14 protein-coding genes and 1 pseudogene are annotated in these 14,594 nt (G+C 67.4%); 3 read left to right on the top strand and 12 right to left on the bottom strand.

Annotated elements, in window-relative coordinates; genetic code table 11:
- Positions 1 to 28 precede the first annotated feature (28 nt).
- Positions 29 to 1,309, top strand: a complete 1,281-nt coding sequence (locus AC5LXK_RS14595; RefSeq protein ID WP_493389450.1) for an amino acid deaminase — start codon at positions 29 to 31, stop codon at positions 1,307 to 1,309.
- A gap of 154 nt (positions 1,310 to 1,463) precedes the next feature.
- Positions 1,464 to 2,045 carry a DJ-1/PfpI family protein gene (locus tag AC5LXK_RS14600; RefSeq protein WP_039360134.1) on the top strand — a complete coding sequence of 194 codons (582 nt, stop codon included), beginning with the start codon at positions 1,464 to 1,466 and terminating at the stop codon, positions 2,043 to 2,045.
- Positions 2,046 to 2,118: 73 nt separating this feature from the next.
- On the opposite strand, the gene AC5LXK_RS14605 is transcribed toward AC5LXK_RS14600, so the two are convergent.
- On the bottom strand, positions 2,119 to 2,565 hold the full coding sequence (locus AC5LXK_RS14605; protein WP_493389451.1) for a MarR family winged helix-turn-helix transcriptional regulator: 447 nt from the start codon (positions 2,563 to 2,565) through the stop codon (positions 2,119 to 2,121).
- 51 nt (positions 2,566 to 2,616) lie between these two features.
- Positions 2,617 to 4,212 carry an MDR family MFS transporter gene (locus tag AC5LXK_RS14610; protein WP_493389452.1) on the bottom strand — a complete coding sequence of 532 codons (1,596 nt, stop codon included), beginning with the start codon at positions 4,210 to 4,212 and terminating at the stop codon, positions 2,617 to 2,619.
- Positions 4,213 to 4,318: 106 nt separating this feature from the next.
- Here AC5LXK_RS14610 and AC5LXK_RS14615 point away from each other — a divergent pair, with 106 nt between their 5' ends.
- The gene (locus AC5LXK_RS14615; protein ID WP_493389454.1) at positions 4,319 to 5,161 is read left to right on the top strand and encodes an EcsC family protein; all 843 of its coding nucleotides are present in this window, start codon (positions 4,319 to 4,321) and stop codon (positions 5,159 to 5,161) included.
- Here the strand turns inward: AC5LXK_RS14615 and AC5LXK_RS14620 are convergent.
- The 10 genes and pseudogenes from AC5LXK_RS14620 to AC5LXK_RS14665 form a co-directional block, all read right to left on the bottom strand.
- On the bottom strand, positions 5,131 to 6,093 hold the full coding sequence (locus AC5LXK_RS14620; RefSeq protein ID WP_493389455.1) for an alpha/beta hydrolase: 963 nt from the start codon (positions 6,091 to 6,093) through the stop codon (positions 5,131 to 5,133). The two genes, AC5LXK_RS14615 and AC5LXK_RS14620, sit on opposite strands and share 31 nt — an antisense overlap.
- An 89-nt stretch (positions 6,094 to 6,182) precedes the next feature.
- Positions 6,183 to 6,617, bottom strand: coding sequence for a CHRD domain-containing protein (locus AC5LXK_RS14625; protein WP_493389456.1), 435 nt, complete (start codon positions 6,615 to 6,617; stop codon positions 6,183 to 6,185).
- Positions 6,618 to 6,926: 309 nt separating this feature from the next.
- Positions 6,927 to 7,700, bottom strand: coding sequence for a class II aldolase/adducin family protein (locus AC5LXK_RS14630; RefSeq protein WP_493389457.1), 774 nt, complete (start codon positions 7,698 to 7,700; stop codon positions 6,927 to 6,929).
- Positions 7,701 to 7,846: 146 nt separating this feature from the next.
- Positions 7,847 to 9,472, bottom strand: a complete 1,626-nt coding sequence (locus tag AC5LXK_RS14635; protein WP_493389458.1) for a phospholipase D family protein — start codon at positions 9,470 to 9,472, stop codon at positions 7,847 to 7,849.
- Between the two features lie 213 nt (positions 9,473 to 9,685).
- Positions 9,686 to 9,898 (bottom strand): annotated as a pseudogene (locus tag AC5LXK_RS14640) (GntR family transcriptional regulator); the annotation flags it as partial.
- Positions 9,899 to 10,037: 139 nt separating this feature from the next.
- Positions 10,038 to 10,799, bottom strand: coding sequence for a metalloprotease LoiP (loiP, locus tag AC5LXK_RS14645; protein WP_493389459.1), 762 nt, complete (start codon positions 10,797 to 10,799; stop codon positions 10,038 to 10,040).
- Positions 10,800 to 11,001: 202 nt separating this feature from the next.
- Positions 11,002 to 11,784, bottom strand: a complete 783-nt coding sequence (locus AC5LXK_RS14650) for a glycosyltransferase family 2 protein (RefSeq protein WP_493389460.1) — start codon at positions 11,782 to 11,784, stop codon at positions 11,002 to 11,004.
- Between the two features lie 128 nt (positions 11,785 to 11,912).
- Positions 11,913 to 13,106, bottom strand: coding sequence for a chorismate transformation FkbO/Hyg5 family protein (locus tag AC5LXK_RS14655; protein ID WP_493391228.1), 1,194 nt, complete (start codon positions 13,104 to 13,106; stop codon positions 11,913 to 11,915).
- A 94-nt stretch (positions 13,107 to 13,200) separates the two neighbouring features.
- Positions 13,201 to 13,917 carry a 3-oxoacyl-ACP reductase FabG gene (fabG, locus tag AC5LXK_RS14660; RefSeq protein WP_493389461.1) on the bottom strand — a complete coding sequence of 239 codons (717 nt, stop codon included), beginning with the start codon at positions 13,915 to 13,917 and terminating at the stop codon, positions 13,201 to 13,203.
- A gap of 95 nt (positions 13,918 to 14,012) precedes the next feature.
- Positions 14,013 to 14,297: a phosphopantetheine-binding protein gene (locus AC5LXK_RS14665; protein WP_124453521.1), complete on the bottom strand. Its 285-nt coding sequence runs from the start codon at positions 14,295 to 14,297 to the stop codon at positions 14,013 to 14,015.
- Positions 14,298 to 14,594: the final 297 nt, after the last annotated feature.

The raw sequence follows: 14,594 nt of genomic DNA on the forward strand, positions 1-14,594 counted from the left end.
ATGCATAGTGATGATGGAGCGGGATGACATGAAAGTTACAAACTATCAGGAAGCGACGATCGACCCGTTCGGCAAGGGTCTGGGCAATCTGCCGAGCGCGAGCGTGCCGCTCGGCGACGCAGGCCGGCTGGAATGGAACCTGCTCTCGGAAGACGTCAGCCTGCCGGCCGCCGTGCTGTACGAGGATCGCGTCGAACACAACCTGAACTGGATGCAGGCGTTCGTCCAGAAATACGGCGTCCAGTTCGCGCCGCACGGCAAGACGACGATGGCGCCGCAACTGTTCCGCCGCCAGCTCGATGCCGGCGCGTGGGGCATCACGCTCGCGACCGCGCACCAGACGCAGGCCGCGTATCACGGCGGCGTGCGCCGCGTGCTGCTCGCGAACCAGCTGGTCGGCCGCCAGAACATGACGATCATCGCCGGGCTGCTGTCCGATCCCGATTTCGAATTCTTCTGTCTCGTCGATTCCGCGGAAAGCGTCGACCAGCTCGGCCGCTTCTTCGGCGCCGCGAAAAAATCGCTGAACGTGCTGATCGAGCTCGGCGTGCCGGGCGGCCGCGCGGGCGTACGCGACGCCGCGCAGCGCGAGGCCGTGCTGGCCGCGCTCGCGCGCTATCCGGACACGCTCAAGCTGGCCGGCATCGAACTCTACGAAGGCGTGCTGAAAGAGGAAGGCGAGATCCGCACGTTCCTGCAGGAAGCGGTCGCGCTCACGCGCGAACTCGCCGAAGCGGGCCGCTTCGCGCGCACGCCGGCGATCCTGTCCGGCGCCGGTTCGGCATGGTACGACGTGGTCGCGGAAGAATTCAGGAAGGCGTCCGACGCGGGCTTCGCGGAAGTCGTGCTGCGTCCGGGCTGCTACCTGACGCACGATGTCGGCGTCTACAAGAAGGCGCAGACCGACGTGTTCGCGCGCAACCCGATCGCCCGCTCGATGGGCGAAGGGCTGCTGCCGGCGCTGCAGCTGTGGGCATATGTGCAGTCGGTGCCGGAAGCCGACCGCGCGATCATCGCGCTCGGCAAGCGCGACGCGGCATTCGACGCGGGCCTGCCGGAGCCGGCGCGCCACTTCCGCCCGGGCCGCGACACCGCGCCGCGCGACGTTGCCGCAACCGAAGGCTGGGCCGTCACCGGGATGATGGACCAGCACGCGTACCTGCAGATCCCGCCGGGTGCGGACGTGAAGGTCGGCGACATGGTCGCGTTCGACATCTCGCATCCGTGCCTGACGTTCGACAAGTGGCGCCAGGTGCTCGTGCTCGATCCGAAGTTCAGCGTGACGGAAGTCGTCGAAACGTTCTTCTGACGCGCCCTGCGCGCGCCGCCCCGCCGCTCGCGCGGGGTGGCCGTCACGCGCGCTTCAATCTGCCGGAGTACACTGCGCTTTCGTCCTCGGGGCCCCTCGCGGCCGTGATGCACGGCGCGAACGGGCCTTCAACGCTGCATCACTGGAGAAAGCCATGGCCGCGAAGAAGATCCTGTTCCTGACCGGCGATTTCGCCGAAGACTACGAAACGATGGTGCCGTTCCAGGCGCTGCAGGCCGTCGGCCACCACGTCGATGCAGTCTGCCCGGGCAAGCGCGCGGGCGACAAGATCAAGACCGCGATCCACGATTTCGAAGGCGACCAGACCTACACCGAGAAGCCCGGCCACCAGTTCACGCTGAATGCCGCGTTTGACGACGTCGATGCGTCGCGCTATGACGCACTCGCGATCGCAGGCGGCCGTGCGCCCGAATACCTGCGACTCGATCCGAAGGTGATCTCCCTCGTGCGCGAATTCGCCGAAGCCGGCAAGCCGATCGCCGCGATCTGCCACGCGGCGCAACTGCTCGCGGCCGCCGACGTGATCCGCGGCAAGCGCATTTCCGCCTACCCGGCGTGCGCGCCCGAGGTGAAGCTCGCCGGCGGCGAATATGCCGATATTCCGGTCGACGCGGCCGTGACCGACGCGCCGTTCGTCACCGCGCCCGCGTGGCCTGCGCATCCCGCCTGGCTCGCGCAATTCCTCGTGCTGCTCGGTACGCGTATCGAGCTGTAAATCCGGATTGATTCGGGATGAGATGAGATGAAGCGGCGGCAGGCGGCGCGAACGCGTCGCCCTGCCCTGCGCGTCAGCGCACGGCCGGTGCCGAGCCGGCGTCCGCGATCCGCGTTTCCAGCATCGCAAGCGCGCCCGACAGCGCATTCAGCACATCGTCCGGCAGCTGCGCCATCGTCTGCTCGAGAAATGCCTGGCGGCGCGGCAGGCACGCATCGAAGGCCGCGCGGCCTTCGTCCGTCAGCGTCACGTTGGTCACGCGGTTGTCGCGCGCGTCCGATTCGCGCTCGATCCAGCCGAGCGCATCGAGCGACTTCAGTTGACGCGTGAGCGCGCCCGGATCGATGCGCAGCACTTCGACGAGCTTCTTCTGCGACGAATGCCCGCCCATCGTGTGCAGCGCGACCATGATGCGCCAGCGCGGCATCGGCTGCCCGACGTGCGCTTCGAACGCGGTCATGAACGCGCGATATGTGCGTCCGAATTGCTGCAAGATCGCGACGCGGTCCTGTTCTTCCATGCGCTGATTTCGTTTCCGGTGAATCGTTGAGTCGTTGAATCGCTTGATCCGTCAATCGGCCGCGACGTGCGGCTCGATCTTGCGCCGCAGCGCGATCGGCGGCACGCGGCGGCACTGCCACACCGACACCACGGCGATGACGGCCGCCATCGCGACGCCCAGGTGAATCGCACCGACGAGCGATTCGCGGGCCGCTTCCAGCAGCAGCGCGCCATTATGCCCGGCACGCGTCAGCTCCGCGACGAGACCGCCCTGCGCCGCGCGATCGATCAGGATCTGCGGATCGGCGAGCTGCGCATGCCACTGCATCGCATGGTCGGCCGACAGCGCATTGCGCACGCCGCCCGAATACATCTGGTTGACGAGCGTGCCCGTCAACGCGGTGCCGATCATCCCGCCGACCATCCGCAGCGACTGCAGCAGCGCCGTCGCGATGCCGAGGTGCTCGCGGCCGGCCGTCTGCTGTGCGAACACGGTGAGGTTCGGCAGCACGAAACCGAGCCCGATGCCGCCCGAGACCATCAGCGCCATCAGCATCCAGGTCGGCGTCGTGTGGGTCGACACGACGATCCCCGCGCATGCGATCGCGAACAGCACGAAGCCGACGTGCAGCATCGCGTTCGGGTTGCGGATACGCGTGACGACGCGGCCGTTCATGATGCTGCCGATCGTGATGAACACGACGAGCGGCGTGATCACGAGCCCGGCTTCCTTCGGCGACATCCCGAAACCGCCCTGGAACAGCAGCGGTGCGTAGAACAGCAACGAGAACATCGAGAAGCCGGCGAGGATCGCGAGCACGAAGAGCGCCGACAGCGCGCGGTTGCCGAACATGTCGAACGGCAGAATCGGCTGCGGGCAGCGCTTCTCCCAATGCCACAGGCCGACGCCGGCCCCGACCGCGACGACGAGCAGCAGCGACGCCCAGCTGAAGACGCCGTACTTCGGCAGCCATTCGACGAACAGCTGCAGCGCGCCGAGCGACAGCGCGATCAACAGCGCGCCCGGCCAGTCGAGCCGCATCTTGCGATCGTGCTCGACGTGGCGCAGATGCGGCAGGTAGCGCCACACGAAGAGCAGCGACAGCAGGCCGACCGGCAGGTTCACGTAGAACACCGAGCGCCAGCCGAACGACTGGGTCAGCACGCCGCCGAGCGACGGGCCGACCGCGTTCGCGATGCCGAACGCGGAGCTCATCAGCACCTGCCAGCGCAGCCGCACGACGGAATCGGGAAACAGGTCCGGAATGCACGCGAACGCGGTGCCGACCAGCATCCCGCCGCCGATCCCCTGCAGCCCGCGCGCGAGCACGAGGTACAGCATGTCGTTGGCCATCCCGCACAGCACGGACGCGGCGGTGAACACGACGATCGACGCGATGACGAACGGCTTGCGGCCGTAATAGTCGCCGAGCCGGCCGAAGATCGGCACCGTGATCACGGAACTGAGCAGGTAGGAAGTCGCGACCCAGGCGTACAGGTCGAAACCGCGGAGTTCGGCGACGATGGTCGGCAGCGCGGTGCCGACGACGGTCTGGTCGAGCGCGACGAGCATGGTGACGAACGAGATCCCGATCATCGCCAGCAGCGATTCGCGGAACGGCAGGACTTGCCCGCTCGAATGGTGGGCAGCAGTGTGGACGGCCATTTTTTGCTGATGCAACTTTTGACGAGTCAAACAATCTCAAAATTCTAGCACGACGGAGTAATCTAAGTTGACGGCGGTTTAGGGCCTGTTCACGCCAAGGAGAGAAATGGAACCGATTTCAATCACCCCTGCGACCCCGTTGTCGCAGGAGGATCGGGACGCGCTGCGGCGCGCAAAGCAGGTGCTGGAAAGCCCGTCGCTGACGATGAAGCTGACCGGCGTGCTCGGCGCGCCGGTCGAGAAAATGATCGCGCGGCTGCCGGATTTCGCGACCGGCAAGATCAACGATGCGACGCAGCTCGCGCTGCGCAAGTGCCTGAACATCGCGCTGCGCACGCTTGGCAAGCCGCAAACGCCGGACGCCGAGCCCGAGAAACCGAGCAACCTGCTGCACAAGCTCGCGGTCGCGACGACCGGCGCGGCGGGCGGCGCATTCGGCTTTCTCGCGCTGCCGGTCGAGCTGCCGGTGACGACCACGCTGATCTTCCGCTCGGTATGCGACATCGCGCGTAGCGAAGGCGAGGACCTGGCGTCGGTCGATACGCAGCTGCAATGCCTCGCCGTGCTCGGCATGGGCGGCAACCCGGACAAGCAGGAAGAGGACGCCGATCTCGGCTATTTCGTGCTGCGCGGCGCACTCGCGCAGGCGATCTCGAAGGCGTCGTCGGACATCACGACGAAAGGCATCGCCGCACACAGCTCGGCGGCCGTGTTCAAGCTCGTGCAGACGGTGGCCTCGCGCTTCTCGGTGCAGGTGACCGAGCAGATGGCCGCGAAGTCGATCCCGGCGATCGGCGCGGTACTCGGCGCGACCGTCAACACGCTGTTCATCGACCACTTCCAGCAAATGGCGCACGGCCACTTCACCGTGCGCCGGCTCGAGCGCAAGTACGGCTCGGTGGCCGTCAAGGCCGCCTATCAGGCAATCGACGCCTCGCCGGCGCGCTGAGCCGCTCGCTCGACCGCGACGCGGCGCAGGAACGCGGCCGCGCGGTCGAGCGCGTCGCGCGCTTCCGGCACCATCGGCGCGTACAGTTGCCACACGTGCGGCATGTCCGGCCACACCTCGATCTCCACCTGCACGCCGGCTGCCTTCGCCTTCTCCGCGACACGGCGCGAATCGTCGAGCAGCACCTCGGTGCTGCCGACCTGGATATACAGCGGCGGCAGGCCCGTGAAATCCGCGTAGAGCGGCGATGCGTACGGATTCGTCGCCGGCTCGTCGCCGAGATACAGCTTCGCGGCCTTCGGCAACGCCGCGCCGGCGAACATCGGATCGGGGCCGTCGTTGGTGCGCAACGTTGCGCCGGTGGCCGCGAGGTCGGTCCACGGCGAGAACAGGATCGCCCCGGCCGGCAGCGGCTCGCCGTTGTCGCGCAGCGCGACGAGCGTCGCGAGCGCGAGGCCGCCGCCCGCCGAATCGCCGCCGAGCACGATCGACTCGGGCGGCGTGCCAAGCGCCAGCAGTTGCCGGTACGCAGCGAGCGCATCGTCGAGCGCGGCCGGGAAGCGGTTTTCGGGCGCGAGCCGGTAGTCGAGCGAGAACGAGCGCACGCCCGCGCGCTTCGTCAGGCCGAACACGAGCGGCCGGTGGGTCTTCGTCGAACAGAAATAGTAGCCGCCGCCGTGGATGTACAGCAGCGTGCGGCCGGGCCCGCGCCCCGCGCTCGCATCGGTGCGTTCGAGCCATTCGCCGCGCAGCGGCGCGTCGCCCGCGCCATGGCACTGGCGCAGCCGGTAGCCCGACGGCGCACGGCGCGGCACGACCATCCGCAAGTCGGTAAAGCGCCGCGCACGCGCGGGGTCGAGCACCTCGCGCGTGGTTTCGGGACGGAACTGCCAGCGCAGCAGCCAGCAGGCGAACTTGCTTTGCCAACTCATCGGACGCACTCCGTGATCGCAGTGTGACGATGGTACGTGCGAACGTTCCCGCACCGCTCGACAGGTGCCTCTATATCAAACGCCGGCGCTCAGTTCGCCGGCATCACCTGGCCGCGGATCTCGCCGGACGGGTGCTCCTTCGTATGGACGTTGAAGTACCACTTGCCGCCCATCAGGTCGGTGACCTGCGCGTCGGTGAGTTCCTTCGAACCCTTGATCGGGCTCGCCAGCTCGTCCTTCGGAATCGGCACCTGCACGCCGGCATTCTGGCCGACCGGCGCGGGCCCGTGGAAATGCGCGGCCGTGGCCGGCCCCGTGAGGTGTTCGTAAGTGACCGTCCACTGCAGCATGTGCGTGGTCGTGTCGTAGGTGGCGTCGACGGCGCCCGAGCCCTTGGTTGCCGTCGGCGGCACTTCGCTCGACGGCTGGAGATTGGCGGACAGGCGCACCGTTTCGGCAGCGGCGCTGCCGGCGGCCAGCACGCCCGCGAGTAACGCGACCTGGAGCAAACGCAGCTTGAGCATGGACTCTCCTTGTACGACGTTGGATGTCGCCCGAACGGGGGCGCCAGACAGGATGGTAGTCGATCGCCCGCCCGTCCGGGAGCCGGCCAAACGGCCATGCTGCGAATCGCCGCACCCGGCAACGCGCACCGCGTCAGCCTGCTTCAACCTGGAACGGACCTTTGCAACCCGACGGCTGAATCCGCACGCGGCCTTTCGCTACACTTCGTTTCACAGTTGCTTGTTTCCTTCGTCCGAAGGAGTCTGCGAGTATTCACGCGGCCGCCCGGCCGCGTTTTTTTGCCTGTCCCGCCGCGCCCCCGCCTGATGTCACGCGCGATAGCCGGGGTCGATGCGATCGACGATGCGCTGCAGCGCGTCGAACGCGTCCTGCCCCGCGCCGTGCTTCGGATCGAAATTCAGCGAATCGCGCACGCATCCTTCGAGCACGGGCGGCGCGATCGACAGCGCATCGCCGATCGCGTGCGTGGCGACCTGCACCTCGCACGCACGATTGAGCAGCCACATCAGCGAGAACGTCTGCGCGAGCGTCGCGCCGATCGTCACCGGGCCGTGGTTGCGCAGCAGCAGCACGGGCCGTCCGCCCGCACTCTCGACGATGCGCCGCCCTTCCTCCAGATGCACGGTGATGCCTTCGAAGTCGTGATACGCGACCTTCCCGTACAGCTGCGCCGAATAGAAATTCGAGAACGACAGTCCGCCGCGCGAACAGCACACGGCCATCGTCGGCGTCGTGTGCACGTGCATCACGCAGTGCGCATCGGGCAGCGCCGCGTGGATCGCGCTGTGGAACGTGAAGCCGGCCGGATTGATCGGCCAGTCGGAATGACCGATCACGTTGCCGTCGATGTCGATCTTCACGAGGTTCGACGCGCACACCTCGCGGTAATGGAGCCCGAACGGATTGATCAGGAAATGGCCGTCCTCGCCCGGCACGCGCAGCGAGATGTGGTTGTAGATCAGCTCGGTCCAGCCGAGGGTGTCGAAGATGCGGTAGGCGGCCGCGAGCTGAACGCGCGCCTGCCATTCGGCTTCGGAGAAGCGGGCGGGACGCGTGAACGGCTGGTTCGGTACACGTTGCATGGGGAACTCCGGTTGCGGGTGCGTGCGGCGCACGCGGCGCGGGCCGTCCGCCGGCACCGCCACGCTGCCATGATGGTTGCGCGCACAACCATATCACCTTCCCTGCGCTCCGGTAACACGGGTTTAGCCGGAGCGCTTCCGTCCCCTTAAAGCTGGTCGTCCACCGGCAGCAGCATGAAGAGACCGGTCATCAGGTTGCGCATCAGGCCCGCGTGCGGATCGACGTGATAGGTCGTCGCCTGGCCGTTGTCGGTGCCCGTCCATTCGAGTTCGGGCGACCCGCCGCCTGCCGGCGTGACGAGGCTCACGCGATAGCTCTCGTCCGGCTGCGTCGCGCGCGCGAAGATCGTCGCGACCTGCTCCGCCAGCACCGGGCTGCGGATCACGAGCGCGAGTTCGGTATTCAGGTGCGCGGAACGCGGATCGAGGTTCATCGAGCCGATCACGAGGATCTTCCGGTCGATCACGTACGCCTTCGCGTGCAGGCTCGCGCGCGAGCGCGTTTCGAACAGGCGCGGACGCTGGCGCCCCGGCTGCGCCTTGAATTCGTACAGCTCGACGCCGTGCTGCAGCAGCGGCACGCGGTACGGCCCGTAGCCGGCCTGCACGGCAACCGCGTCGGTCGCGGCGAGCGAATTGGTCAGGATCGCGACGCGTACGCCGCGCGCCGTCGCGTCGCCGAGAATCTTCACACCCGCGTCGTGCGGCACGAAGTACGGCGAGAACGCGAGGAATTCCTGCTGCGCGCCGCGCGTCAGCTCGACGAGCCGCTGCATCGGCGGGCTCACGTACGCGTCGGTCGGCTTCGCGACCTTGTCGGGCGCGTCGACCTTGAACTCGGCCGGCGCCCACACGAGCCCGAGCTCGTCGCGTGCGATCTGCTGCGAGAGCGGCGTCGCGTTCAGCGGCTTCGCGTTGTACGGATCGGCGTTCTGGCGCCAGTGGTTGCGCAGCTCGTCGCGCATCGCATCGAGCTCCTTCGAATCGAAGGTCTGATGATTCAGCACGCGCAGCGGGTAGCTGCTCGCACTCGACCAGTACGTGTCGAAGCTCGCGGAGATGTCGTTCGTCACGGGGCCGGCGGCGAGCACGTCGAGATCGCGGAACTGCAGCGTCGGACTCGCGCTGAAGTACTCGTCGCCAAGATTGCGGCCGCCGACGATCGCGAGCTGGTTGTCCGCGATCATCGCCTTGTTGTGCATCCGGCGCGTGAAGCTGTCGATTCGCGTGAAGAAGTTGGCCGTGCGCTCGACCATCCCCTGCTGCGACGCGCCGAACGGGTTGAACACGCGGATCTCGATGTTCGGGTGCGTATTCAGCGCGGCCATGATGCGGTCGATGTCGCGAAAGTTCAGGTCGTCGACCAGCATCCGCACGCGCACGCCGCGATCGGCCGCGTACAGCGCCGCGGCGAGCAGCAGCTTGCCCGTCGTGTCCTCGGTCGCGATGTAGTACTGCATGTCGAGCGTCTTCGTCGCGGCGCGTGCGAGCGCGATGCGCATCTGCAGCGCCTGCGCGCCGTCGGCCAGCAACCGGAAGCCCGACTGGCCAGGATGCGCGGCCTCGGGCGCAGCCAGCGCGTCGCGCAGCGGCGTCGCGGTATCGGGCGGCAATGCATGGGAGACCGGGCGATCGAGCGTGGTGGCAGGCGGGTGCGTCGCGCACGCGGCAACGAGCGACAGCAGCACGCAGACGGCCAGCGCGCGGGCCGGGCCGCATGCGGCCCGCCACGACAGCGCGGCCTGCGTGCGCCGGATGAAAGACGTGAGCACGGAAGCTTCCTCGACTGGCGGACAACGGTCCGCATTCGCCGCGGCGCGCGGCTGGCGCGCGGTTCCGGCCGATTCTAGTGGGCGGTCGATGAACCGGTCAATCGCGCGGGCCGCACGTGGCAACCCGCGGGCGGCCGCTTGCCGGGGTGCGATGACCAGGCACACCGGATTCCCGCGCCGGATGGGTCGCACACCGACGTGGTCCGAGCAATCTCACTGCGCATCGCCATTGCGCTCGAAATGGCTGCGCACGTAGTCGATATGCGTCTGCATCGCGGTGCGCGCCTCTTCGGGCCGCTGCGCGCAGATCGCTTCGCACACGACGCGGTGCTGCAGCAACAGCAGCTCGGACGCCTGTTCGTCCTCCGTCGTCATGCCCGCCACGTTGATCGAGATGTGCTCGCGCAGCATCCCGATCACGCTCGTGCAGGCATACGTGCTGCCGGGGATGGTGCCGTAAGCAGCAGTTGGCCGACCGACAAACAAAAACCCCACGCCCGAACGAGCGTGGGGTTTTTCGTTTCGCTTGCCGGTCGCCGGTGCGGGCCGGCGATCGACTGCGCGATCAGCTGCCCTTCGTGATGCGATCCTGGATGTGCTGCGCACGGCTCGCCGACGACGGGTGCGAGCTCATCATCGAGCTCTGGCCGCCGTCCATCTGCGCGAGCTTCTGGAAGCCGGTGACGAGGCCCTTCTGGCTCATGCCCTTCTGCTTCATCAGGTCGAACGAGTAGTCGTCCGCCGCGCTTTCCTGCGTCTGCGAGAACTGCGCGTTGATGAACTTCTCGGTGATGTCGCCGAGCTGCGAGCTCGACAGTGCCGCCACGCCCGGCGATGCCGCGCCGGCCGCGCTGCGGGCCGCGCTCACCGCGTACGCGGTCTGCATGGCCTTCTTCGAGTGACCCAGTGCGACGTGGCCCATTTCATGACCGATCACGCCGCGCAACTCGTCGTCGTTCATCATGTCCATCAGGCCGCTGTACACGCGCACGCAGCCGTTGCCCATCGCCCACGCGTTGATGTCCTTGGTCATGTAGACCTTGTAGTTGACCTTCTGGCCGTTCAGCGTCATGTCGCCGAAGCCCTTCATCACCTTCGTCAGGCGCTTCGCGTACGCGCTGTTCGCCGGCGCGATCTTCGATTCGGCGTCGCTGGACTTGCACGATTCGTTCGACAGCGCGGCGATGTCGCTGTCCGACAGCGTCGCCGCCTTGTACAGGTTGGTCCCCGCCGACGTCAGGCTGTTCGCGTCGAGGCTCTGTACCCCGCCGCACGCGCTCAACAGGAACGCCACGCCACACGCTGCCACCGCTTTCTTGAGTTGCATCCCGGAATCCCTCGATAGTTGTATTTGGGAGCGGCGATTTTGCATAATCCGGCAGAAAATTACCAGATGTTTACATATGATGACATGTTCATTACTGACCGGATTGAAATGAAGCGGCGAGCCGATACAGGATTGACGAAGAAAATCGGGGCAATCGCGACGCCCGGCCGTCGATCGGCATGGGCAACCGACGGGCCGGCGTTCAGGCGGTCTGGTCGCCGCGCCGCGCCAGCCGCCGCGCGACCAGCATCGGCAGCCGCACCGCGAAGCCGGTGAACAGGCGCAGGTGCATCCACGCGAGCAGCGCGTTGTCGCGGCCATAGTGGAAATGCGAGACGCCGCCCTCGTGCCGACCGAAATAGCGCACCGGCGCATCGATGCGGATCGGGCGCACGCCGGCCCAGCACAGCCGCACGGCCGCTTCGGGATCGAAGTCGAAGCCGCGCATCCACGGCTGGCGCCGCATGATCGCGGCGAGCGGCCCGACCGGATACACGCGAAAGCCGTACAGCGAATCGCCGATCCCGGCCCACAGCGTCTCGAGGTCGGCCCACGCGTTCGACAGGCGGCGCCCCTGTACGCGCAACTGCGGCGCGCTGGCGTCGAACTTCGGCACGCCGAGCACCATCGCGTCGGGCGTGGCCTGCGACGCCGCCATGAAAGCGGGAATCAGGTCGGCCGGATGCTGGCCGTCGGAATCCATCGTCAGCACGTGCGTGAAGCCGCTCGCGGCCGCCGCGTCGAGCCCCGCGAGCACCGCCGCGCCCTTGCCGCGGTTCTCAGGCAGCACGATCACGCGCAATCCCGGATCGCGTTCGGCCATCGCCTGCAGCCGCTCGGCGCTGCCGTCGGTGCTGCCGTCGACGACGACCCACACCGGATTCCACTGTGCGCGGGCATTGCGCACGGTCGTGTCGACCTTGGCGCCCGGGTTGTAGCTCGGAATCAGGACGAGATGGGTGGACGAGGCGTGCAACTTGGACATGGAAACAGCCGATTGCGAAGACAGGGATCCTGACAAAAGTTTATGACTTGCCGGCGAACGCCGGCAGGCTTCGTCGACACCGCCCGCGCGCGGGACCGGTTGCCGGATTGTGAGGCTCTCGCGCTTCATCACAGCCACTCCATTGCATGACCCGCGCTGGCCTCGATCTCGACCAGCAGGTCGTCGCGGCACACGTCCGCGTGGACGAACAGCGGCCGCACGCGAGGGCCGGCCGCGTCGCGCAGCACGCGCCCGATGTCGGCAATCGCCGCGGCATCTCCTGCGTCACGCACGTAGACGCGATAGCTCAGGTCGGCAAGCGAGAACGGCCCGTGCCCCTGCCGCGCGGCTTGCTCGAGCACGGCCGCGAGGTTCGCGACCGTCTCGCGCGTCTGCGCGACGACGTCGCCGTGATGGACGGTACGGTGCCCGACGATGCTCGCGGTGCCCGACACGAACAGCACCGGCGCGGCGGCGTCCTCGGTCCATGCGGCGGCGCGCGCGAACGTCGGCGCACGCGGGCCGTACTGTGCCGGGTAGTGATACGCGCTGACCTGGCGCGGGTTCTCGACGGAATCGGCCGGCGTGCGGCTCGCGAGGAAATGGATCGCGAGCGGCGCGGCCGGCGGCGCATCGCCCGCGACCGGCACGACCGAACCGAGCGCGCACGCGGCCGGCACGCCGCCCGTCAGTGCGCGACGACACGCGTCGAACGCGTGCTGGCGGCCGATATTGAACTGACGATAGCGCTCGATCCCGAACTGCACCGCATTGATCGCGGGCACGGTGTTCCAGATCCGCAGCGGATGCGGCATGCCGAGCGTATCGAGCAGGTCGAACACCGTGCGGTAGGCATCGAACGTCGCGCGTTCGAGCGGCGTAGTGCCGTCGTGCTGCGCATCCGTCTCGTGCACGACGAGGCTGCCGAACACGAGGCCCGCCGTTTCGCTGTAGCGGTAGTGCAGCGCGCCGTGCCGTTCGCTGCGCAGGTCGCGCGCATCGCATTGCCAGAATTCGCAGACTGCATCGGCCCGTGCGACATCGGCGCCGAGCAGCGCCATCTGCACCGGCGCAACCGGCAAGTCCGGCGCGGTGTCGGCGAGCATCCGTTCCGCCGCCTCGGCATGCGATCCGGCCGCGCCGATGCACACCGCACCCAACACGCCCGGAAACGCGTGGTCGACACGCGCATCGCCCAGCAACGCGACGAGCCGTGCATGGCTCATCTGGACGAGCCGCAACGCGCGGTCGCCGCCGTGCGCGCACGGCGCGATGGCGGACGACAACGAATGCGGGCGCCGTTCGGCGTCGACTGGATGCACGGACACTTCGATTTCCTCACTATGCGGCGCAGGCCGCGCGGCAACGCGGCCCTGTGCCGCGTTGCGTTACGTCAGGCCAATGCGGCTTGCTTCGTCACACGAGCCCGCCGTTGACGGACAGCACCTGCCCCGTCACATAGGCCGCGGCGTCGGACACCAGGTATGCGACCATCGCCGCGACTTCGTCGGGCCGGCCCGCGCGCTGCGCGGGCACGAGCTGCTTGATGCGTTCGGCGGGAAACGCCTGTTCGGCCATCGGCGATTCGATGATGCCGGGCGCCACCGCGTTCACGGTGATGCCGCGCGACGCGAGCTCCAGCGACAGCGACTTCGTCGCGCCGATCAGGCCCGCCTTCGCGGCCGCGTAGTTGACCTGCCCGCGATTGCCGGTCACGCCGGCCACCGACGCGATGTTGACGATCCGTCCGCGCCGCGTGCGGATCATCGGCAACAGCAGCGGCTGCGTGACGTTGAAAAAGCCGTTGAGCGTCACGTCGATCACGCTGTGCCACTGCCGGCGCGACATGCCGGCCATCGGCGCATCGTCGTGAATGCCAGCGTTGTTGACGAGGATCTGCACCGGCGACTCGTCGATGAAGGGTTTCAGCGCCGCGAGCGTCGTATCCGCGTCGGTCACGTCGAACGCGATCGCGTGCGCAATGCCGCCGGCCGCGACGATCTGCTGCGCAACCGCCTCCGCCTGCGCGAGATGGCGGTTCGCATGCACCCATACTTCATGGCCGGCCTGCGCGAGCGCCGTGCAGATCGCCTGCCCGAGTGCGCCGCTGCCGCCCGTCACGAGCGCCCGCATCGTATTGCTCCGTTCATCGCGTTTCACCTCGATCGACGCGGCGGCAAATCGTTCTTCGATCGCCGCCGTTCGCCGTCATTCACTGCGCACCACCGTCACTTCGTGCGATGCGCGGCGACGTAGGCGGCCAGCGCGCCGAGCGTCGCAAAGATCTTCTGGTTGTCCGGATTGTCCGAGCGCAGTTCGAAGCCGTACTTCTTCGAGATCAGCAGCGCGATTTCCAGGATATCGATGGAGTCGAGCCCGAAACCTTCGCCGTACAGCGGGGTATCGGCCGTCACTGTATCGAGCGGGACGTCTTCGAGATTCAGTTCGCCGATGATCAGCGTGGCGAGCTCTTGTTCCAGTGCGTTCATCATGCGTGCGGGCAGGCGGCCCATGGCAGCGGGAGGCGCCCGGAAACGGCAACTGTCGTGCACGCCCGGCGCGTGCAAATCTCCGTCCCTCCGGCGTCTGCCGGCTTCCCCGCCTGCGTTATTTGGGGATCGTTTGTAAAAGTTACGCGGATTCTAGATGAAGGGCATCAGGGCGTATACCGTGAATGGTTACAGACTGGCGACCCGGCGCTGCGGCCCGTTTCGGCACGCGAACGCACGAGACGCTTGAGCCGCTTCGGATGGAAATGGACCGACCCCGCGAAACCGTTCGTCCGGTGCCATACAATCGGTTACAAAACC

This window comes from Burkholderia pulmonis (assembly GCF_984667975.1).